Annotated in this window: 23 protein-coding genes; 2 read left to right on the top strand and 21 right to left on the bottom strand. The window is 40.7% G+C overall.

The genetic code is table 11. From position 1 onward, the window contains the following. The first annotated feature begins 153 nt into the window (after positions 1-153). Positions 154-720: an S-layer homology domain-containing protein gene (locus tag AMET_RS00955; RefSeq protein WP_011971324.1), complete on the top strand. Its 567-nt coding sequence runs from the start codon at positions 154-156 to the stop codon at positions 718-720. Between the two features lie 89 nt (positions 721-809). Here AMET_RS00955 and AMET_RS00950 read toward each other — a convergent pair whose 3' ends face one another. The 3 genes from AMET_RS00950 to AMET_RS00945 all read right to left on the bottom strand — a co-directional run bounded on the left by AMET_RS00950 (position 810) and on the right by AMET_RS00945 (position 2932). Next, positions 810-2213 carry a S41 family peptidase gene (locus tag AMET_RS00950; RefSeq protein WP_011971323.1) on the bottom strand — a complete coding sequence of 468 codons (1404 nt, stop codon included), beginning with the start codon at positions 2211-2213 and terminating at the stop codon, positions 810-812. Positions 2214-2512: 299 nt separating this feature from the next. Then, positions 2513-2680 (bottom strand): hypothetical protein, encoded by a 168-nt coding sequence (locus AMET_RS25450; RefSeq protein ID WP_011971322.1) that lies wholly within the window; start codon positions 2678-2680, stop codon positions 2513-2515. A 36-nt stretch (positions 2681-2716) separates the two neighbouring features. Next, the gene (locus AMET_RS00945) at positions 2717-2932 is read right to left on the bottom strand and encodes a helix-turn-helix domain-containing protein (RefSeq protein WP_041720192.1); all 216 of its coding nucleotides are present in this window, start codon (positions 2930-2932) and stop codon (positions 2717-2719) included. Between the two features lie 167 nt (positions 2933-3099). Here AMET_RS00945 and AMET_RS00940 point away from each other — a divergent pair, with 167 nt between their 5' ends. Beyond that, positions 3100-3522 carry a helix-turn-helix domain-containing protein gene (locus tag AMET_RS00940; protein WP_011971320.1) on the top strand — a complete coding sequence of 141 codons (423 nt, stop codon included), beginning with the start codon at positions 3100-3102 and terminating at the stop codon, positions 3520-3522. 238 nt (positions 3523-3760) lie between these two features. On the opposite strand, the gene spoIIE is transcribed toward AMET_RS00940, so the two are convergent. The 18 genes from spoIIE to glmU form a co-directional block, all read right to left on the bottom strand. Further along, positions 3761-6163 carry a stage II sporulation protein E gene (spoIIE, locus tag AMET_RS00935; protein WP_011971319.1) on the bottom strand — a complete coding sequence of 801 codons (2403 nt, stop codon included), beginning with the start codon at positions 6161-6163 and terminating at the stop codon, positions 3761-3763. Positions 6164-6534: 371 nt separating this feature from the next. Further along, positions 6535-6951: a S1 RNA-binding domain-containing protein gene (locus tag AMET_RS00930; protein ID WP_011971318.1), complete on the bottom strand. Its 417-nt coding sequence runs from the start codon at positions 6949-6951 to the stop codon at positions 6535-6537. A gap of 160 nt (positions 6952-7111) precedes the next feature. Further along, a complete protein-coding gene (locus tag AMET_RS00925) occupies positions 7112-7414 on the bottom strand; it encodes an FtsB family cell division protein (protein ID WP_011971317.1) in 303 nt (100 codons plus the stop codon). 26 nt (positions 7415-7440) lie between these two features. Further along, entirely contained in the window at positions 7441-7950 is a 510-nt protein-coding gene (gene yabQ, locus AMET_RS00920) for a spore cortex biosynthesis protein YabQ (RefSeq protein ID WP_011971316.1), read from the bottom strand. A 132-nt stretch (positions 7951-8082) separates the two neighbouring features. Next, positions 8083-8373 carry a sporulation protein YabP gene (yabP, locus tag AMET_RS00915; RefSeq protein WP_011971315.1) on the bottom strand — a complete coding sequence of 97 codons (291 nt, stop codon included), beginning with the start codon at positions 8371-8373 and terminating at the stop codon, positions 8083-8085. A gap of 68 nt (positions 8374-8441) precedes the next feature. Beyond that, positions 8442-9437, bottom strand: coding sequence for a SpoIID/LytB domain-containing protein (locus AMET_RS00910; RefSeq protein ID WP_011971314.1), 996 nt, complete (start codon positions 9435-9437; stop codon positions 8442-8444). Between the two features lie 155 nt (positions 9438-9592). Continuing rightward, positions 9593-9913, bottom strand: a complete 321-nt coding sequence (locus AMET_RS00905; protein ID WP_011971313.1) for a hypothetical protein — start codon at positions 9911-9913, stop codon at positions 9593-9595. A 98-nt stretch (positions 9914-10011) separates the two neighbouring features. Then, a complete protein-coding gene (locus AMET_RS00900; RefSeq protein ID WP_011971312.1) occupies positions 10012-10260 on the bottom strand; it encodes an RNA-binding S4 domain-containing protein in 249 nt (82 codons plus the stop codon). Between the two features lie 48 nt (positions 10261-10308). Beyond that, positions 10309-10587, bottom strand: coding sequence for an HU family DNA-binding protein (locus tag AMET_RS00895; protein ID WP_011971311.1), 279 nt, complete (start codon positions 10585-10587; stop codon positions 10309-10311). A 111-nt stretch (positions 10588-10698) separates the two neighbouring features. Continuing rightward, positions 10699-12159, bottom strand: a complete 1461-nt coding sequence (gene yabN, locus AMET_RS00890) for a bifunctional methyltransferase/pyrophosphohydrolase YabN (protein WP_011971310.1) — start codon at positions 12157-12159, stop codon at positions 10699-10701. 13 nt (positions 12160-12172) lie between these two features. Then, positions 12173-13771, bottom strand: a complete 1599-nt coding sequence (locus tag AMET_RS00885; protein WP_011971309.1) for a putative polysaccharide biosynthesis protein — start codon at positions 13769-13771, stop codon at positions 12173-12175. Between the two features lie 228 nt (positions 13772-13999). Further along, positions 14000-14551 (bottom strand): stage V sporulation protein T, encoded by a 552-nt coding sequence (gene spoVT / locus AMET_RS00880; protein ID WP_011971308.1) that lies wholly within the window; start codon positions 14549-14551, stop codon positions 14000-14002. Positions 14552-14666: 115 nt separating this feature from the next. After that, complete coding sequence (locus AMET_RS24015; protein WP_011971307.1) at positions 14667-15626, bottom strand: peptidylprolyl isomerase; 960 nt, start codon at positions 15624-15626, stop codon at positions 14667-14669. Positions 15627-15665: 39 nt separating this feature from the next. Further along, complete coding sequence (mfd, locus tag AMET_RS00870; RefSeq protein ID WP_011971306.1) at positions 15666-19190, bottom strand: transcription-repair coupling factor; 3525 nt, start codon at positions 19188-19190, stop codon at positions 15666-15668. Between the two features lie 87 nt (positions 19191-19277). Next, entirely contained in the window at positions 19278-19658 is a 381-nt protein-coding gene (locus AMET_RS00865; RefSeq protein ID WP_011971305.1) for a hypothetical protein, read from the bottom strand. Positions 19659-19775: 117 nt separating this feature from the next. After that, positions 19776-20333: an aminoacyl-tRNA hydrolase gene (gene pth / locus AMET_RS00860; RefSeq protein ID WP_011971304.1), complete on the bottom strand. Its 558-nt coding sequence runs from the start codon at positions 20331-20333 to the stop codon at positions 19776-19778. A gap of 16 nt (positions 20334-20349) precedes the next feature. Next, on the bottom strand, positions 20350-21297 hold the full coding sequence (locus AMET_RS00855) for a ribose-phosphate diphosphokinase (protein ID WP_011971303.1): 948 nt from the start codon (positions 21295-21297) through the stop codon (positions 20350-20352). A gap of 49 nt (positions 21298-21346) precedes the next feature. After that, entirely contained in the window at positions 21347-22717 is a 1371-nt protein-coding gene (gene glmU, locus AMET_RS00850) for a bifunctional UDP-N-acetylglucosamine diphosphorylase/glucosamine-1-phosphate N-acetyltransferase GlmU (protein ID WP_011971302.1), read from the bottom strand. Positions 22718-22875 lie beyond the last annotated feature (158 nt).

Below are 22875 nucleotides of genomic sequence, written 5' to 3'. Positions count from 1 at the left end.
GATGTGCTGTGGTAGAGCTTCAAATTTACAATGAAATATTTTGTCATATTTCGTCATATTTTGTAATGGAACCTTAATGTCGTCCCCCGCCTTGCTCTGATATAATAGAGTCATCAAAGAATCCAACGAAATGTTGGTGATGGAGGGAAAAACATGAAGAAAAAGCTTACTTTGGTACTGGTCCTCATCTTATTTTTACACGTTGGCTTGGTCAGTGCCACAGCTAGTCCATTAGAACAAAAAGCTGGAGACACCTTAAGGGGACTGGGGATTTATTCTGGATATGAAGATGGGACACTACGTTTAGGAAATAGCATCACCCGGGCGGAATTCACCACCCTAGCTGTTAAAATAGTTGGGTTGTCTCATCAGCATGAATCCAGAATGGGCAAAACGCCTTTTTCCGATGTCCCCAGTGACTTTTGGGGCTCAGGCTACATTAACATTGCGGTGGATGAAAGTTTGATGAGTGGATATCCTAATCAAACATTCCGACCTGAAGGAAACATTACCTATGCCGAAACCCTAAGCGTTCTTGTTTCACTATTGGGATACAAGGATGATGCAGTGAAGCTGGGGCAATGGCCTGAAAACTATTTACAGCAAGCAGAGGGTCTTAATTTGACCAAGAACATTTCCCATGATGCAAATCATGTGGTCACCCGCGGAGATGTGGCTGTGTTAATTCATAATGCACTTTCGGTACAGCTGAAAAAATAGTGTGTCAACAAAAATTTTAAAACCGGATTTTAATATAAAAAGATAAGAGCCTCTTAATTAGGGCTCTTATCTTTTTTGTATATTCACATTTACTTAACTACAAACATGCTATATCCGCTGAAATGTCGTACCGCATGCTTTAGTTGTTCATCCTGATCTGGCCCCTGGATCCATTGGTTAAATAGACGATCTAATGCCCCTTGGGTGCTAAAATCCAATATGCCATAGGGATAGAGTCCTGCATCCTCTTGAAATTGGTAAATGGCTTGGTAGGTACTTTCTCCCATTACCCCTTGAGGGTCTTTAATGGTATAGCCCATGGCCTTTAATCTCTGCTGGGCTCCCTCAACATCTGAGCCTTCATCACCGATTTGTGGCTTTCTTGTCATTTTCAATGGTAAGAAGTCCACGGTTAACACATCTGGAACAAAGCGCTCTACTTCTATATGGGGTGCAACCCCTACATTGTCAATCTCATTTTCTTCAGGGCTTAGGTAACGTGCCTCAGTTAATTTAAAGCCGGTTCCAGTTGGCAGGGTGTACACTCTTTGTACGGACCCTTTTCCAAATGTGGTTTTACCAATAAGCGTGGCAATCCCTGACTCCTTTGCTGCCACTGCAAAAATTTCAGAGGCACTGGCACTGGCTTCATTAATTAAAACAACCATGTTTTCAAAGGGTGGCTCCTCTAAATAAGAGACAACTGTTGTTTGATGATCTCGATACTGAATGTGTACAATCGGTCCCTTAGGTAACAGCAATCTACTGAGTTTCACCGCTTCGTCTAAGGATCCTCCTGGATTATTTCGAAGGTCAATAATAAGTTTATCTACATTCTGTTCTTTAAAACCCATCAGAACCTTTTCAATATTTTCCGTCATATGCTCATTAAAACTTTTTATCTCTATATAACCAATATCCTCTATCACCTGATGTGCCACAGGGTTCACCGTAATAAAGGCCCTATCCATGGAAAAGATAATGGTGTCTTCCTGTCCCTGGCGCTTCACCTCGATCTTCACCTGGGTTCCTTCTGGTCCCTTTACCATGGCAGCCACTACATCTAGGGGGCGTCCCTTTACATCCTCACCATCCACAGATAGGATCTCATCTCCAGGTTGGATTCCTGCTCTTTGGGCAGGAGAGTTTTCAATGGGCTCAGCAATAATGACCTTCCCCATTTGTTCTGTAATGTAAACACCAATGCCAGCAAACTCTCCTCTGACATCCTCTAAAAACATTTCTAGATCTTCCTTGGGAAAATACGTACTGTAGTCATCTAGTCCAGAGAACATCTCCTCTGGTGTCTGTCCTGTGATTTCATCAAGGTCTATTGGTTCTACGTAGCTTCCTCTAATGTAGTGTCGAATCAATTCCATTTCATAGTCTGATGCAGGCTGTGCATATACAGCGGATGTGGTTAATAGGGCGATCAAAAATACCAGGACGATCGTTGGCTTTTTCATTTTCATGAGCTTGATGATATTTTTCATTTTGTCTCCTGCCTTTCGGTTGTATGATTATTTACTTTAAGAATAATGTGATGAGTTTATTTATAATTATGGTTATTACTACTATTATCCATTATATCATAGCTTTACCCTTTTTATTATCACAACTCATGTATCGTACTCACTAAAAAACTAAGGTAATTGACTCAAGCTTTTAAAAAATGATCATTGTCTTGGTTACTTCAAAACCCAGCACCTTTACGTATCATCATACGCTGTGGTTGCTGGGTTTTCTTATGTCTGAAACCTGAAGTTTTTTACCAATCTGTATTTCGATTGGTTTATCCATTTGCCTTATTCTTCATCATATATTCCTTAAGTATTTGATCTACTTCTTGACTGTGGGCCTGCACTTTTTTAAGCTGCTCTTCTGCCTTCCCTTCTTCTACCTGGCTTGCTAACTCCTTAACTCGTTTTTTAAGTTCTGCCACCTCGTTGTAAAATGCCACGGCTATTCCCCCTTCTAATTACGAAACTTATCCATATCAGTGGTTGTTTGTATCCGTAAATGTCTCATCTAAATCCAATTGTTCAACAATTTTCATTCTGTATTTGTTGCCTGAGCGTCTTCCTCGTAAAATCATGCTTAAATAAACCTCAGATGTACCAATTTCCTTAGCAAGTTCTCGTTGCGTCATATTTAGTTGAACAAGTCGACCATGGACTGCAGATCCTAGTCTTGTCAATCTTCTTTTTACCATCCCTCTCCTCACCCATCCTAAAAACTTTCTATTCTCGTTTCATCAAAATTTATGATAAAATAAAATTGATTAAGATTTAATCATAGTTAGAGATCTCATTTTAATAATATATCTTTTAAAAGATATTGTCAACAATTTTATCTTTTATCAGAAAAGGAGGTAACAGATTGAATTCCATCGGAGAGCGTATTCGGTTTTCTCGAAAAGCAAATCATTTAACATTAACCGATGTCAATAAATTGACTGGACTGTCCATTGGCAATCTCAGTGAATTAGAAAACAATAAATTTATGCCCTCTACCAATGCGCTACTTGCCTTTAAGAAACTTTTTCAGGTCTCCATCGATTGGTTGTTAACTGGAAAGTATTCTAATGAAATGACCACCAATCCTCAGATAGAAGTATCAGATATCACTTATGAAAGTGGCCCCGTCTCGTTTTATTCTCTCTCATCAGATGAGCAACGACTTATCGAGAGCTATCAAGGGTTAAGCGTAGAGGACCAGCGTGCAATTTGGGGGTTTATTTCTGTAGCATCAAAAAAATATGCAAAAGACAAAACCTCTCCCCTCCCCAAACAACAGAAGTAATCCTTCATGGGATTTAGTCTCTGCTTATTTTTTAGCATTGTATGATTAATTTTTAATCATTTATTAAAATCAGCTACCTGTAAAGTCTTCCAGTGATCAAGTGGCATTTATGGGTATATTCTTCGGATTTTTCAATCAAACTGTATAAAAGAACATAAAAAGGCAGTACAAATAATCATTTTCGATTAGTTGCACTGCCTTTTTATGTTCTTTTTTTTATGTTCTTTTTTTATGTTCTTTATTTTGTTTTCCATACCTTAGTCACCATAACCGTCATATCATCTAGTGCCTTATTGTTTGTAAATTCCATGGCTCGATAGAGTATTTTATCTGCTAGCTCCTGGGGGTTTCTTGTATCGATGTTAGCAAGGAACCGCCTCAACCATTTTCCGTCTCCCGCTTCATCTATTTCTAAAATACCATCGGATACCATAATAATGAATTCATCATCCTTCAGCTCTTTTACATTCCCCTCTACTTGTATCCCGGATAAAATCCCTATGGGGAGTGTGGAGGAATTAATTTCTTTGATTTTGCCCCCCCGTTCCTTAATAAATGTGGCGGCACTGCCTACCTTGACAAAGTCTACGGTCCCCTTATATAGGTCTAATAGGGCTAAATCAATGGTAGAAAACATTTCTTCAGTTGATTTGAGCATCAACATGGAGTTGATGGTATTAATGGCAATCTCCCGCTCAAACCCTGCCTCCATCATCTTTTCAAGCATGGAAATGGTGGCGTTTGATTGAATATAGGCCTTATCTCCTGTTCCCATTCCATCACTGATGGCCATCATGTATTGATTGTTTCTCAGGTCCATGAATGTATAACTATCTCCACAGAGGGTATTTCCTTCCTTCTTGGCCCTTGCCACCTTAGTGGATGCATCAAATTTTCTGGCTTCCACTAAAGTAAAGCGACAACCCTCCTGGGCATTTTTCAAGTTGCAATTCTTGGGCTGCTTCACTAGCTTTGTACCCACCACCTGTGAGATCACTGGAATAAAGCTTTGGGTACAGCTCTCCCGATTGTAGCAGGGTCTTTTCTCTACGGTAATTTCCAGGTTTCCACCTTCATCATTGGCCACCATAATGTTTTTCACCGCAAGTCCATGCTGGTCTAAGGCTACATAGATGGCATCCTCTAACTCTACATCAAATTTGATGCTGCCATTGAGCTCTTGGGCCAACTCTCCGATGATCTTAGATACGCCCTTCATCTGTTCCCCTACAAGGTCCCTGCTTTCTCTTAATCGATTTTGCCAAAGCATATTCACCTGATTGATTTCATAGACATGGATCATATTCTCTAAAATTTGTTTTGGATAAATACAGCGTTTTTGAAGACCACTTGGCAGGTCCTTAGGATCTAGTTCTTCTGTTGTTTCGATTTGTATTAAAAGATCGTTCATGGCTTGGTAGGTGGTATTAAAGTTTTTCTCCCAGCAGCTTCGTTTCATACCACAATCGCCACACACTTTGTTGACAGCCCGTTCCATGAGCTTTGATAAATCCTCCTGGGCAAAAATTTGTTGCTTTTCTGCAATACTCTCAAAAGTCGCCGACAGCTCTGCAAATGTGCTGGAGAAATCTAGTAACCGTTCATTGGTAATTTTTTTCATCCGCTCGCTATGGCTCCTACTGGTATTTAAAATGCCATTTTTTGTGTTACAAAACTTTTCTAGCTGTGCAATCCACTCCTTGGGCATCAGGATGAATAGGATGAATGCACCCATAACCTCCCTAAACTGAATGAGGACTTCATAATATCCATTGATGTAAAATGTTAAGATGGCATTGCCCATTAAAAACCCAAGGGCACTTCCTGTTTTTCCTAGGTCCTTAAATATGCCAGCTAATAGCCCTGAAAAAGCAAAGACGCCGATGACAACCGGTGTGCTTCCTGTGGACATACTGGTAATTAACCCTAGGGTTACCCCCACGGCAGCCCCTACACCGGCGCCACCATTATATGCAAATAATATTGTCAATAAAATGCCTAAAATGTTTTTTAAGGATAGACTCATAATCATGATGTCATTAACTCCCGATAGTGCCAATGCCGCAATGATGGTCACACAAATAATCTCTTCCGTAGATAAAATCTTTCGATTACTTCTATGGAGTCCCACTGGTAAAGCGTAGGAAGCAATGTAGATCACCACAAAAACAACAATTGTTTCAAAGCTCAGCATGGCTAAATCATAAACATAGAAATCTTGAAATGTAAATGCCAGGCTTCCAATCCCTAAGTATATGCCACTGCTAATCAATGCCACCTGTATGGTACTGAGCTTTTTCCCATTCAATACAAAATAGAACAACCCGGTTATGATGGCCAGGGTGACGCCATAATGAACTGATCCACTTATCCCTTGAATGGTGATAATACCAATGAGGGTACTTAGTCCCACTGTCGCTCCCTTGGATTCCTTGACAATCAACGCTGCAAAAAAAGCAATTCCAAAGGGAGTGAGTCCTTCTAAAATAGAAGCTCGTCCTAATAAAAACCCGATCAAGTGCAATATCACTATTTTTTTAGATAAATAAGGTATTGAAAATCTGCTTTTCGTTATTGATTGTAGTCCTTCTAATTCTACTGTGGCCCTTATATAAGGGGTTATCTTTTCTCTGTCTGCCATGGTATCACCTTCCTATTTTTCTTTTGGATTAAGGTTAGTTTACCAAAGCTTTTCCGAGAGATTTGTCAGTAATACTGGATAAAACATCATAATCGTTAGACAAACCTTGAGGTGGTTTTGACAAATTATATCAAATATATGGTAGCTAAGACAAACAGCCACCACTATATATTGTGTTTTAGGCTTTTTGATACGGATTCTTTGACGATCAATGCAGACCTTTGGAGAATGGTTTTTGGAATAATTTTTCAAACAACAATCCTTCTTGATCAACTGATTCACCGATTCTTGTGGTATTTACAAACTTTTTTCTATGTATGATTACACAAAAAAGGCCAGGATTCCCCCTGACCTTCTGCACTGATGCACGATTAAGCTCTTTTGCTATTGTATCCGTTTCCTTTACGGCCATCTTTTCCCTTTGACTTGACAGATTGCATCTTTTCATCACTGTCTTTTAGGAATCGACTCACCTTATCGTCAAAAGACACACCGTAATTAGACTCCGTTTTACGAAAATCTACTTCTGCTGGTTTAACACTTTTCTTCTTAGGAAGTGCGGTTTGCTTAATTGATAAGCTAATCTTACCATCTTTACCAATTGACAACACTTTCACTTTCACTTTTTGATCGTCTTTCAAATAATCCCGAATGTTTTTTACGTAGTCATCTGCGACCTCAGAGATGTGTACTAATCCCGTCTGTCCTTCACCTAAGTCAATAAATGCTCCAAAGTTAGTAATCCCTGAAACTGTACCTTCAACGACTGTTCCTACCTGTACCGGCATAGATTTAATACTCCTCCTTTAAAATCAAACAATTGCATTTTTTCCTTCAAGTATATTATAGCACATGATTCAAAAAAGGTATAGACCTTTTTCAAGCAGTAAAAACAGCTATACAACAACGAACGCCTCAATAGAACTCTTCTAAGAAAGCATTACCAAACTAGTTCTTACTTCGATTTAAGTCTATAAATATAATTTCATCTTCACCAACCATCTTTAATTGTTCTCTTGCAATGCCATTAATATATTCGTCGGTTCCACTGTCTTCTAAGCGAGTCCTTAAATGCTGGACATCGCCACTCAGTCGTTCTATTTCTTCATGAAGTGCAGCTTCTCTCTGGTCTAAGTATCTCATCTCTTTTTGTTGGTCATAAAGGGTTGTGGTGACAGATCCACCGACCAGCACGACGATCCCTAACATGTATATTTTCATTTTATTGAAACGCTTTTTCTTTCGTTTCACGGAACTTCCTCCTCATTTATCAACCACTACTTCTTCTTAAAGTATGTACCTACACTTTTGGTAATCCCTTTTTTAATTCTACCGGGAAGCCTGGAAAGCTTCTTTGTCTTATAGTATACTGGCTTACCCTTATTTTTACAATAGGTAACAGGTCCTGCTAACATAAATTTTCCAAGTCGAAAGGGATATACCGCAATTTGGTATAGATCTTTGAAGAAATGCTGAAGCTTTCTAATGATGAAAACCAATGCCCTTAAAACAAGATTGCTTAGTAACAATTGATACCCCACTGCCCCTATGACAAAACCTAAAAAATTATAAAATCGCAAGGCCCCTTGGTTACTAAAGATCAAAACATAAAAGGACACAAAGAAAATCATTGTCCAAAATAACAGATCTTGAATCACAGTTGCTTTTTTACTGGGTTTAAAAACGCCACGAAAGATGCGGTATAGATCATAAATAAAGCCAATTAATATACCCCCATAAATCGTCGCTAGTAAAATATAGGCTTCTTGGGAAATGGAATACATCATGGTCAACCCTCCAGAAAATATAATTATGCAATTTCCTCAGATATTAAACTAGTTATATATAGTCTATTCTTCAGGGTTTTGTCCTGTGACGACATATGCAAAAAAAACAGCTACCGATTTTTCAATCGATAGCTATTTGAACATTTTACTTAGTAATCCGCTTCCCTTTGTTCCTAGGCTGGAACGATCGCTGTAGATCATGGAGTAAATTCTCCCTTGAATCGATGCATTCCCATCATCTAGGCTTAGTTTGCTGACATCTAAGTCTTCTCCCTTGAGGGTTAACACCCCATCAATGGTTTCCACAACGATGAGTTCACTATTGAAGCTATTGACATGCTCAACACCTGAGATGCTCAGCTTTTCTCTGTTTTCTAGTATCAAGCTATGTCCTCGGTGATTTGTTTTTTTGCGCTCTTCCATTTACCTCACCCTTCCCCATAACTAATCTTACTTTAAGGTTATGAAGGGTGTGGTGAAATTAGAACTGATTACTCCCAAAGCTTCATGATTTGAACATCTTTGAAATAGTGGTTCACAATGTCCTCTGCACTACTGCCATCCTGTGCCATTTGATAGGCTCCCCATTGGCTCATTCCGACTCCATGGCCATATCCTGTGCCACTCATGGTCACTTGGTCTCCCTCTACTTGTACACTTTCTAGTTTTGTGGATTTCATTCTTGTGCTATCTAGGGCGATACGGAAGGCTGGAGCCGCTACGGTTGCTTCTCCAATTTGTAGCTGGGTTGCCCGCCCGGATGGGCCTGTTTCCGCCACTTCAATTGCGGTAAAATCCCCTGGCTCCTGGCCACTTTCCTGGGCCGCTGCAATAATTTCTGCCTTAGTGAATGTCTCTGTCCAGTTGGCATCATCCTCCGGTGCTTCTTGGGAATCAGGAGATTCGATTACTTGTATATAGGGTGGTTCCTCTGCTTCAAATCCTAGTCCTTCTTGAGCTGTGGCAGTTTGCATCCCTGCATGGGCATGGAACCAAGACTTAACATATTGACCCTCATAGACCATTACTTGTCCCCGGGTGGTTTCCACTGCTTGCGTGACCAAATCATTTACTTCTTCTTCACTCCATGCCTGGGCCTCTTCGATATCCGTCGACACATGGGCTCCTTCATACTTAGATCCGCCCTTGTCGGTAATAAACTCCATCACGAATGTTCTGGCTAAGATAGCTTGGGCTGCTAGGGCTTCTTCAGGCCAGTCATTAGTCATTTCTCCCGCCACCACAGGGATTAGGTACTCTTCTATGGACATCTCTCTAATCTCTCCAGTTTCATGGATATAGACCTTCAGTACCGGCTCTTCTCCTTCTCCCCTGGTAATCTCGTCAGGAATCGGTGGTTGTTCTCCCTCTTCCGCCTGATCTGGTGTCTGGTCATCCTCAGGTCGTTCAGCAGCCCGACACCCAATCAAAGCAACAATCAATATCATTACAAAGAACAGTATACTTATTTTTCTAAACTTCAACATATAAATCCTCCTTTTTCATATTATTGTTGATTCTTTTTATTTAGTATTTTTAGTATTTGAAAAAGATGGCTTTATATACCTTAAATTAAATAGATAAGAGGACATCCCACCAATCAATTATCTTGGAATGTCCCCTTATATCCATTTGTTATTCATCATTTTGCTGATTTCACCACTTGTAGTTTAAGCTCTTGGTTGTCCACCTTATCAGCTAATCTATCTACCCGTTCATTTATTGCGTTAATTCCTTCTATGCTTTGCTTGTACCCATCATAAAGAGCCTTATGGTTTTCATCCATCTTGGCTTCCAGTCTAGCCATATCTTGATTCACCTTTCGGAAGCCTTGCTGCATTTCTTCTTTGGTGGCCATAGTTGATCCTATTTCTTGCATTTCTTCTTTGGTGGCCATACTTGATTTCATTTCCTGCATTTCAATGTACATTTTTTCTAATAGACTAAACACCTTTTCATCCACCAGTCCGCCCCCCCTATTTTAAAACCTATATAAATTGATTATACCACGAGCCACAATACATATAAATCAATTAATCAAAGTTTCCAGGGGAAAATGCTTTAATTGTTTTCAATGATCTGAAACATTTCTTTGGCCTCATCCTTTTTCACATGCTCAGCCAACCGTGTAACTTCTGCCCGAAGTACCTTATCTCCAAAGCGTATTTCAATCTCATCTCCTACAGCTACTTCTGTTCCTGGCTTGGCAGTTTTTCCATTTATGGATACCCTACCACCTTCACAGGCTTCCTTGGCCACAGTTCTTCGTTTAATAATTCTAGAGATTTTTAGATATTTATCTAAGCGCATTTATTTCCCTCCAAAAATAAAAAATCAGGTCCAATGACCTGATTTTTATTATACGTTAATTTTTTCTTTTAATGTCTTACCAGCTTTGAATACAGGTGCTTTAGAAGCTGGGATTTCGATTACTTGCTCAGGGTTTCTTGGGTTTCTACCTTGTCTTGGTTTTCTTTCTCTTACTTCGAAAGTTCCAAATCCTACTAATTGAACTTTATCACCATCCACAAGTGCCTCTTCTACTGATTCCATAAATGAGTTTAAAGCCAGTTCTGCATCCTTCTTTGTTAATTCACTTTTTTCTGCCATTTTAGCAACTAAATCTGCTTTGTTCATTATATATTACCTCCTTAGTATATTAGAATACGTATAGTCATATTCTCTTTTTTATTTGAAATTCCTTCTTTTTTAAGGATTTTCTTCTGCTTTTTTGTGTATTCTTGCTAATTATTCATTTTTTTTGGCTTTTTCCCATAGAATGTCCATTTCTTCAAGGGTCATGTCCTCTAAATTCAACTTCTGGGACTTAGCAGCTTCTTCTATGTAATGCAACCTTTTAACAAACTTTTGATTGGTTTTGTTAAGGGCCACCTCTGGATCAACCTTGAAAAATCGTAGTACGTTCACAACGGCAAAGAGTAGGTCCCCTGACTCTTCTTGGATGTGTTCTACTTCCCCCTCAGCCTTGGCCTCCAAAAGTTCCTGTAGCTCTTCATGTACCTTCTCAACAGCCTCTCGAACATCGGGCCAATCAAATCCAACTTGCTTGGCCTTCTTTTGGATTTTATAGGCCCTCATCAGGGCAGGTAATTCCTTGGGGATTGACTTCATTGATTGAGATAAACTGGTGATTTGCTTTTCTTCTTTCTTAAGGGCCTCCCAATTTTTCAAAACCGTTGTGCTGTCTTCAGCCTCTACTTCTCCAAATACATGGGGATGTCGGAAAACAAGCTTTTGACAAATTCCCTCTATGACATCTTGGATGCGAAAGGCACCTCTCTCATGGGCAACCTGAGCGTGAAAGACTACCTGCAAAAGCAGATCCCCTAGTTCTTCTTCTAATCCAAAGTCATCTTTTTCATCAATGGTCTCTAACACTTCATAGGCTTCTTCAATCAAATAAGGCTTCAAACTTTCATGAGTTTGCTCTACATCCCATGGACAGCCATCTTTACCCCTTAATCTTTCCATGATCTCTATTAAATTATTCATATTATAGTATTTTTTTTGAGGGCTGTCAATCCTCGGAATGAATACACTGGTTAAATAGTCTATCCAATCTAGTCGGTCAAGCTGATATAACGGAATCTGCTCAATCCTTTGAACTCCAGGGATTCCAGCACCCTTTACCACGAAAATTTCCTGTTCATCATCATAATAGTCCATCAGTCTCAATTTTACCTCTGAAGCAATAAAGGGATCATAGACCTGTGTGATGATATTAGCCCGACTTGGATCAGGTCTCTGTTCTTCTAATTGCAGTCCATCCACCAGTTGAAATCCATCCACCGGATCCAGCTCCAATGCCACAAACATGGCATCTACAAAGCTCATGGCTGGATAAACTTTTCGCTCTAGCTGTAATTCATCACATTTTTTAATTAATTGTTGCACCGTGGTCTCGGCTACATAGGGATTCCCTGGCACAGCATAGACCACATCTCCCTGTTCCATCATGGTTAAAACCTGATTGGTGATTTGATCATATACCCCTTGAAAGCTTTCCACTTCTTCATATACGGCATCAAATGTTTTAAATCGGATTCCCTCGGTCTTCAAATAAGAAACAACGGGGTGTCTTTCCGTTCTCAAGTAAACATGCTCATGATTTTTCATCGCCTGTAGCCCTGCCACAGTGATGTGCTCATCTCCCCCAGGTCCTAAACCCACAATGATCAATTTTCCCATCTTATACACCTTCCTATTTCATCAATCCAGCCTTCTTCAACACCTTAGATATTTTACCGCCCCCAGGTAATAAATCAAAATCATCCTGTGTAATGGCATCTGTCTTTAAAAGGATTCCCCCATAAATAACAGCTCCGATACCAATGGCACTAATGGTAGCTAGGCTATTGCCTATGATACCAGACAATTGGGCATATGTCACCCCTACTGTTACTCCCATGAATATGACTGCCACAATGGGTTTCACAAATGTTTGGTATAAATCAAACTTTGTTCCTGTATACTTTTTCACATCAATAAAGTTGAGCACCGCCGCCACAAGATAGGCCACCACAGTTCCGATGGCTGCTCCCCTTACGTTGAGGGCTGGAACCCCCGTTAGCACATAGGTGACAACTAGCTTTGTCCCTGCACCGATCATCAGGTTTCTAACAGGAATAAATGGTTTACCTAGTCCTTGTAGCACTCCTGTTAGGGTTTGTAATTGTGTTAGGAATAATACAGCCAAGGATAAGAAGAATAAAATCTCGCCTACAGAGGCTGGCTCATTAGGGAATAATAGTTGCATAATGGGTCCTGACAATACAGCTAATCCAATGGCTGCTGGCAGTCCAATCATGATGGACACACGCATGGCCGATTGGGTATCCGCCCTAATTGTGTCATAATCTCCTCTTGTTTTAGATTCGGAAATGACAGGGACCATACTCATGGCCAGTGCAACAGTTAGCACCTGTGGTAGGTTCACCAGGGTTGCTGCCATTCCTGTTAGTTGTCCAAATAAACTGTTTGCTTCCTCATAGGTAAAGCCGATGGCCTGTAGCCTTCTCAAGACAATCATGGTATCAACGATATTAATCAATGGCATCACTGCGCCCCCAATGGTAATCGGCACTGCAATGGTCACAAGATCCTTGATAATTCCCCTTGTTGGCTCTTCCTGCTCATCGGGTAAACGATCAAATTGGGCTAGAATTCGTTTTTTATGTCTTAAATATATAATTGATATCACGCTGAGCCCAAAAACGCCTCCGATGGTTGCCCCAAAGGCAGCTCCAGCGGCAGCATAGTGAACGCCTCTATTCAATAGCACTACGGCTAACGTCAATCCTAAAATCACGCGTCCAGCCTGCTCTACCACTTGAGATATTGCAGTGGGGGCCATATTTTTCATCCCTTGGAAGTAGCCTCTAAATGCGGCTAGTAAAGGAACAAAAAACAGAGCCGGTGCTAAGGCCAACACAGCATAGTAAGCGTTGGGGCTTTGTACTACCTTTGTAACTAAATAGTGCGCTCCAAAGCCTAATGTCAAAGAGCCTATGACGCCTAGACCTAATAGAATAGAAAATGACGTTCTAAATACTTTATGGGCTCCTCCTGGATTTCCTTTAGCCCTTTTTTCAGAAACTAGCTTGGAAATGGCGGTAGGAAACCCTTGGGTGGAAAAGGATAATAGTAGGGTGAATATAGGATACCCCACTTGATAATAGCCTAACCCCTCAGACCCAATAATAATTCCTAAGGGAATTCGAAAGAAAGCCCCTAATACTTTTACAACTAATCCTGCCATCCCTAAAATAAATGCACCCTTTAAAAAGGTCTCTTTTTTCATCTCACAACTCCTCCTACAGCTCGCTTCAGCGTCTAAATTCAGACAAACTTAATTATAACAGATTCTTTGGGCTTCGTACAGTCCACAAAATTCGTCTGGTGCTTAAAATTCGTCTGGCGCTATCGCGCCGACTCATAGCGCACTTAAATCTTAAACGGGCGTTGTTTAAGATTTCAAGTGCTTAAAATAAAAATCAACCCTGAGTCGAAACCCAGGGTTGACAATGTATTATTGCTCCATCTGTTTTGAAAGGAAGGCTGCTGCTGTTTCTGCAATCTTCGCCTCCATTTCTCCCATTGTAATATTTTGGTCCTTTGAACACAGAATAACACTTCCAATTGGATCTCCATGGGTGACGATGGGAGCGATGACTTGTGCTAAAAATCGAGGTTCTTCTCCTTCATCTATCACAAGGGGGTGAAGCTTATCCCCTTTATTTAGAACAGACACCTCTCGCTCTTCCATTGCCTTTTCTAAGGATTTACTGACTCTTTTTTCTAAATATTCCTTTTTAGAACCACCAGCTACAGAAACAACAGTATCTCTGTCTGTAACCATTGCAATATGTCCTAGTGCCTCATGTAAAGATTCTGCATATTCTGTAGCAAATTCACTTAATTCTCCAATAGGGGAATACTTCTTTAAGATGACTTCTCCTTCTCGATCAGTGAAGATCTCTAGTGGATCTCCTTCTCTAATCCTCAGGGTCCTTCGAATCTCCTTTGGGATGACAACTCTACCTAAATCATCAATACGTCTTACGATTCCTGTGGCCTTCACTATATTATTCCCTCCTATGTTGTTAGGTTAATTGGTTGTAATGCTATTATTTTACCAATCAAGTCTTTTTATACACAGAAGGAATTTTTTTATAAAATTTAACCAAGTTTAATGACTATAATGATTCTCTTTTCTGAACCTCTGCATTTCCAACTAATTCTTCTAAATGTTTTTCAAACTCAAGGTTCTTTAGGTAACCCATAATGGATTCTTTCATTTCATCAAAGTCATAGGAATTGTCAACACGATCTTCAACTAAAATGATGTGATATCCGTGCTGTGTTTGTACAGGTGCACCTACTTCTCCAATGGGCTGTGTAAAGGAAGCTTCTTCAAACTCCGGAACCATGACTCCCCTTGGGAAAAATCCTAAGTCTCCACCTTGTACTGCACTGCCTGGGTCAGTAGAATATTCTTGGGCTAGGGTGGCAAAGTCTTCACCGGATTCTAAACGCACAACCAACTCATCGGCTAGTGCCAGATCTGCTACTAATATATGTCTTGCACTTGCCTCTTGCGTTGAGAACATTTCTGGATTCTCATCAAAAAACTTTCTAGCTGCTTCTTCTGTCATTTCTAAATTTTCATTGTAAAAGTCTCGGTATTTAAATAAAAGGATATCTTTTTTTACCTGCTCTCTAATAAATGTCTCATCAATTTCATTCTCTTTTAGAAATGCACTGAAGTTTTCATCACTTTCTTCATACACTCGATAAGGCTCATAGGCTTCTGTAATTTCTTCTTCAGATACTGTTAATCCACTTTCAACTGCTTTTTCAGCAATTAATACATCTGATATCAGTTTCTCCATAATGCCTTCTTTGATGTTCTCTAATAATGTCATCCCGCCAATATCTTGTTGGAAAATGTCTTCATTATAGCCATATTGCATTTCATAGCTTAGTTTAAAAAGAGCCAATGTTTTATCAAACTCTTCCATGGAAACAGTGGCCCCATTTACTTCAGCCGCAGCATCCTGGCTAAGTTGTGCAGGGGTAGAGCAAGCTGTGATCAATAACATGATCGCAAGCAGTGCAGTCAATAAACCAATTGATTTATTTTTTATCTTCTTCACATTCATCATCTCCCATTCTGTCAATGCTTACTTCTTTCATTATACCGAATCCGCCTCGTTATGGAAACCACTAATTTTTTCTATTACTTCCTTGATCTCTGTTAATAGCTTATATTGATCCGCCGTTCGAATCTGATAGATCAAATAGGGTTGATCGCTTCCATGGAAACTGACCTTCCTAGGATATTGATGCAGGACGCTCCCAATGTTTTCGGGCTTCAGTTTCTGGCTCCTCGTAAACTGTATTCGTATTTCCTTTTCTTTTTGGGTAATGGTTTGAACACGAATTTGATTTCCCAGGGCTTTAATATATGAAATCATTAAAAGATTTCTCACACTCATGGGGATGTCTCCAAAGCGATCTTCAATCTCTTCCTCTATGGCATAGAGATCCTCCTGGTTCCTGATGGAAGCAATCTTTTTATAAATTTCAATCTTATGGGTGGAACTACCAATAAAGCGCTCTGGAATATAGGCGTTGACATTGAGTTCCATGTTGGTGTCCTCGTACTTTTCCACCACTTCACCCTTCATTTCTGCCATGGTTTCTTCTAGTAGCTTAATATACAGATCATAACCGATGGAAGCCATATGTCCATGCTGCTGAGATCCCAATAGGTTTCCTGCACCACGGATCTCTAAATCCCTCATGGCAATTTTAAAGCCAGATCCAAACTCCGTAAACTCCTTAATGGCCTTCAAACGTTTTTCTGCCACCTCTGATAGAATTTTATCTCTTTGGTACATCAGGTAGGCATAGCCCTGCTGGCTGGAACGTCCAACCCGTCCTCGGAGCTGGTACAGCTGAGAAAGCCCTAGCTTATCTGCATCATGGATCATAATGGTGTTGACATTGGATATATCTAGTCCCGTTTCAATGATGGTGGTACAAACCAACACATCATATACCCCGTCTAGGTAATCCATCATGAGCATTTCTAGCTCTCGTTCACCCATTTGCCCATGTCCAACCGCCACTCTGGCCTCCGGGATCAACTCCTGTAGCTTTCTTGCCACTTGATGGATTCCATCCACTCGATTATATACATAATAGGTCTGTCCCCCCCGAGCCATCTCCTTTGTGATGGCATCAATGATCATTGATTCATTGTAAGGAATCACATAGGTTTGAACTGGGAATCTTTCCTCTGGTGGGTCTTCGATCACACTCATGTCTCGAATCCCTACCATGGACATATGCAATGTCCTAGGAATCGGCGTTGCCGTTAATGTCAAGACATCAATGGACTCCTTCATTTGCTTCATTCGTTCCTTATGCTTGACACCAAATCGCTGTTCTTCATCAACGATGAGTAGACCTAGGTCCTTAAACTCAATATCCTTGGATAACAGGCGATGGGTTCCAATCAGTACATCCACATTTCCTGTTCTGACTCCTTCTAAAACTTGTTTTTGTTGGGCTGGGGTTTTGAAGCGACTGAGCATTTCCACCGTCACTGGGAACCCTGAAAATCGTTGTTTAAAATTATTAAAATGTTGCTGGGCTAAAATGGTTGTGGGCACCAGGAAGGCCACCTGCTTGCTGTCCATGACTGCCTTGAATCCAGCCCGGATAGCCACCTCTGTTTTTCCATATCCTACATCTCCACAGAGTAAGCGGTCCATTGCACCCTCCTGCTCCATATCAGCCTTGACCTCTTCGATACTCTTTAGCTGATCTGGGGTTTCCTCATAGGGGAAGAGATCTTCGAATTGTTTTTGCCATTCCCCATCATTCCCAAAGGCATGGCCCTTGTTTCTTCTTCTTTCGGCATAAAGCTTTAATAACTCCTCCGCCATATCCTCAATGGCTTTTTTAACTTTTCCCTTTGTCTTGACCCATTCCACACCCCCAAGCTTGTTGAGTTTAGGGCTGCCTTTGTCACTTCCGATATACTTTTGTATGAGGTTCATTTGGTCTGTAGGTACATAGAGGTGGTCTTCACCGGAATAACGAATTTTAATATAGTCCTTTTTGATACCCTCAACGCTTAGTTCCTCTATGCCTATATATTTACCGATTCCATGTCCCTCATGAACCACGTGGTCTCCCACCTGTAGATCCACAAAGGATTTAATACTGACTGCATCTTTTCGCCTGCGTTCCTTCTTCTTCCGTTTATGAACCCCATAAATCTCATAATCTGTAATGGTCATATATTTCATGGATGAATATTCAAAGCCTCGATTGATGCTTCCTTGCATAATGAAAATTTGTCCCGATACAATCTCTTCTTTATGGCTCACAACAAATTCTACAGGAATTCCCCTTTCCCGCAAAAGCTCCAATAGGCGCAGGGCCCTTTCCTTTGTTCCCGGCAGTAACACAATTTTATAGCCTTTATATTGAAGACTTTTCAGCTCATCAATCAATAAATTGATTTTCCCATGAAAGGACTGAACGGGTCGTGCCATGAAGTTGATAATTTCCTTTGGGGGAAAGTCTGGTGTGTTTTTAGGAAGTAATGATAGGGTAATGACCCTTCGTTCCAATACACTTTTCACTAATTTATCGTAGGCAAGAAGTAGATTTCCCTGGGTGGGAAGCACTTCTCCCCGCTCTAGTAATGTCTTAAAATTCTCTTTAAATTCCCCTTCATAGCCCCTGACCCTTTCCTTACATCTTTGGGGTTCATCTATGATTACCAGGGCATTGGGATTTAAATAATCTAATAATGAGGCCTCTTGCTCATAAAGATAGGGGGCATATTGTTCTACACCGTTGAAGTGTCCAAACTCACGGAATTTGTTACTGACCTCCGCCACCTTTTCAGCCAACCGCTCCTTGGGGCCACCCTTTAATTTTTTGGATAAGGCCGCTCCTTCAGCTTCAATGGCCTGAATCACACTTTCCACTGCACTTGGTTCAATGATGGTTTCAGCCACGGGATAAATCAGTAGCTCTTGTACCTTTTGAGTAGAGCGCTGGGTATCTACCTGAAATTGCCGTATGGAGTCTACTTCATCATCAAACAACTCAATTCGATAGGGAGATATCTCTCCCCCAGAATAAATGTCAATGATACCCCCACGGATACTAAACTGTCCATTTCCCTCCACTTGTTCTACCCGCTCATATCCTTGCTTCACAAATGTCTCGGTGACCTTTTCGAGGTCAATGCTCTCTCCCACCTTGAAGCTGATCTGATCCTTTTTGTAAAGGGCTGGAGGAATCAATTTTAATAAAAGAGACTCAATGGATGCCACCACCACATGTTTTTCTCCTGTGGCGATCTTTTGCAGGGTTTCCATTCTTTCCTGCTGTGCATGGTCGGTTTGGGCTTTTAAATCATAAAAGATAACCTCTCTTGAGGGGAAAAAGAGGCCACGGTCTCCGATATAGAACTTTAAATCCTGCTCAATTTTTCTAGCCTCTACCTCACTATAGGTTAAGATACATACCTGTTCATTGGAATCATCAAACAAGCCATAGCTCATATGTCCTTTTTGGGAATCATTGAGTCCATGTATTGCCACCGGTGTCTTTTCTAAATTCACCCGATCTAGCAGTTGATGATACTCAAGACTTTGTCGTAGGGGAGATAATAACATTTTTTTGTCCATGGTCTTCACCTGCCTTGGTAGAATAGTTTTATTAAAATTTGGCGAACGGCTTTAGCCCGGGATCCATCCTCCCGGGCTTGTCTACCGCTATAAATATTTTGTAATGTACCAATTCCATCCACTATGGAAGATCCAAGCTGCCATGATGGACAAAAGTAGTGCTTGGGTTTGTGTATAAACGAAATAGGTAATGCCGCCAAAAAAGCTATGGCTTAGGATACTGGCAAGGGCTGCCCATTTACCAATTTTCTTTGATGATGTCATCATATCATAAACCCCTTCAACACAACCAAAAACAAAGTGGGCCTGTATGAAGGAGGTTTTTAATAAAAAGGCCACGCCACTTTTGGCTGCCTCTTCAATAAAAGGGACCAAGGCAATCAACCCCCGTTCTCCTACCCCCTTTAAAGCCCACTTATTTAATAAATAAGCAAGTAATGCCGCAATTATGCCTGCAATAATCCCCATCCTTACGCTCCTTTTAGTCCTGATTTTTAAAAAGGGTGTCAGACCCCCTGCCAAGGGTAAGCTGGCTGGGATCTTTCACTGTTAGGATGGGCCTGATCTATGGGATTTATTCAATTTCTATCCATTGTACCGATTCATGGCTTTATCAATTCCATCTATGACAATGGACTCCACAGTCAAGGTTGCTCGTTCAAGGGATTCCTTCATTAAGGGAATTTCGTCCTTTGTAAAGGAACCTAGTACGTAGTTAGATAAGTCACCAAATTCAGGTCGCCCCACACCGATTCGAATCCGTGGGAATGCATCGGTCTGCAGCTGATAAATCGTAGACTTCATACCATTATGGGTTCCTGCGCTTCCACTTTGTCGAATCCGCAATGAGCCTACCTTCACATCAATGTCATCATAAATAACAATGAGGTTTTCGGGATCAATCTTATAAAACTGCATCATCTCTCGTATGCTTTCACCACTTAAATTCATAAATGTTTGGGGTTTAGCCAAAATCACCTTTTCTCCCCCAATACGTGCCTCTCCATAGAGGGCCTTGTGCTTCAGTTTATTGACAGTTATCCCTAGCCTGTGGGCTAAGAGATCAATGACATCAAAGCCAACATTATGTCTTGTTCCACTATATTTTTTACCTGGATTTCCTAGTCCAACGATGATGTACATTTGTGCCACCTCTTATCTAATCAAATAATTTGCTAACAGAAACATTATTGTAGATTCTTCGAATGGCCTCTGCGAAAACTGGGGCCACAGTCATAATCTTGATCTTATCACTGTGTTTTTCTGGCGGTAGTGGAATGGTATCGGTGATAATTAACTCCTTGATGACGGAATTTTCAATTCTTTCCATGGCAGGTCCAGATAATACAGGATGGGTGCAACATGCATACACATCCTTGGCGCCAAATTCCTTTAGGGCATTGGCTCCTTGGGTAATGGTTCCTGCTGTATCAATCATGTCATCAATTAAAATTACATTTTTACCCTCAATTTCTCCAATAATATTCATGATCTCTGCCACATTTGCCTTAGGTCTTCGTTTGTCAATGATGGCAATAGGTGCATCTAAATGGTTTGCAAGATTTCTTGCCCGGGTAACACTGCCGAGGTCAGGTGAAACAACAACAACATCCTTGAGGTTCTTTTCCTTGAAGTATTTTGCTAGAATCGGTACCCCTAATAGGTGATCCACTGGAATATTAAAGTATCCTTGAATTTGAGCAGCATGTAAGTCCATTGTTAATACGCGATCCGCACCTGCAGTCGTCAAGATGTCTGCCACTAGCTTGGCTGTAATTGGATCTCTGGCTTTTGCCTTTCGATCTTGTCTCGCATATCCGTAGTATGGCAGCACTGCAGTAATCCTTCCTGCTGAAGCACGCTTAAAGGCGTCAATCATAATGAGTAATTCCATTAAGTTGTCGTTCACTGGAGGGTTTGTTGATTGCACAACGAATACATCTGCCCCACGAACAGTTTCCAAAATATTAACGGAAATTTCGCCATCACTGAAGGTTGATACTTCAGCCTCTCCAATCTCTCCACCAAGAATCTCAGCAATTTTACTTGCTAACTCTGTATTTGAATTACCACAAAATATTTTTATCCCACTTCCACTCGTATTCATTATTTACTTTTCCTCCTTAAGTTTTGTTCAATCTGACTTCATCAATTTATTATTTTTTCCCTACTCCTTTTCGTGCTACCCAGCCTTCTTTATTTTCTTGTCGGCTTCGTCCAACGGCCAAAGCGCCTGCAGGGACTTCCCTTGTAATGGTGGATCCACTAGCTACAAAGGCTGATTCCTGTATGGTAATAGGGGCCACAAGGTTACTGTTACTACCTACAAAGGCATGATCCTTTATAATTGTCTTATGCTTTTTGATTCCATCATAATTGACAAAAATAACACCACAACCAATGTTCACATGCTTTCCAATCTCTGCATCTCCTATATAGGCTAGGTGAGCAGCCTTGGAATGATCGTCTATTGTGGCATTTTTAACTTCTACAAAATCCCCAACTTTAACATGCTTTCCAATGTGACTCTGGGGCCTTAGATAGGCATAGGGTCCAATGGTAGCGTGATCATCTATTGTACTTTCAATAATTGTGGAGCTCTGAACTTCAATGCCATTTTTAAGGATACTGTTTTCAATACGGCTGTTATGTCCAATGATACAATCTTCTCCTATTTCTGTGGCGCCCTTAAGGATTACGCCTGGGTGAAGAATGGTATCCATTCCGACCTTCACGGTTTTTTCAATATAGGTACTTTGGGGATCAATAAATGTAACGCCTGCTTCCATATGCTTCTTCACAATCCGCCTTTGCATGACTTCCTCTACTTCAGCCAATTGTTCTCTGGAGTTCACCGCCATAATGTCTTCATAGTTTTCGATCTGGTATACCCCTACCTTTAACCCCTCTTGCTTTATAATGGTCAGGGCATCGGTTAAGTAGTATTCTTTTTGGGAATTATTGTTTTGAATTTTTGGAAGTGTTTCCTTTAGGACCTTAGAATCAAAGCAATAGATCCCGGAATTAATTTCTCTGACTTCCTTTTCTCCTACCGTGGTATCCTTCTCCTCTACAATGGTTTTTAACCGATCATCATCATCTCGGATAATTCTACCGTACCCAGTTGGATTTTCAAGTTCTGCTGTTAACACAGTGGCACTATACTTCCCTTCTTGGTGATAGGTCATCAATGCATTTAATGTTTCTTCTGTAATTAATGGTCCATCTCCGTAGAGCACCAATACTGTTCCTTGGGTCTCAATATGTTCCTCTGCCACCATCACCGCATGACCGGTTCCTAGTTGCTCTGCCTGTAACACTGTCTTGACTCCCTCAGGTAAGGTTTTCTGAACTTCCTCAGCCCCATGTCCCACAACAACAATGCATTCTTCAGCCTTAGAATCCTTTGACACATCGATGACATGTCCTAACATTGTTTGTCCACATACCTTGTGAAGTACCTTAGGCATTTTCGACTTCATTCTTGTTCCTGTTCCTGCCGCCAATATGATTGCCTTCAGTTTCATTCTTTCACCTTCCATCTCTCTATTTTTAATTTACCATTCCCTCTTTTAACGGATTTGATTCTCAGTGCATTACTAAAACTCTCCCCTTAGATAAGACGAGAGAGTAGCCACGATTTATGTCCATTTATGTCTCCTTAATAGTTTATTACATTTCAGGC

Origin of the sequence: Alkaliphilus metalliredigens QYMF, assembly GCF_000016985.1 — a bacterium.
Taxonomy (GTDB): Bacteria; Bacillota; Clostridia; order Peptostreptococcales; family Natronincolaceae; genus Alkaliphilus_A; species Alkaliphilus_A metalliredigens.
This window is presented reverse-complemented; position numbering and strand designations above follow the sequence as displayed.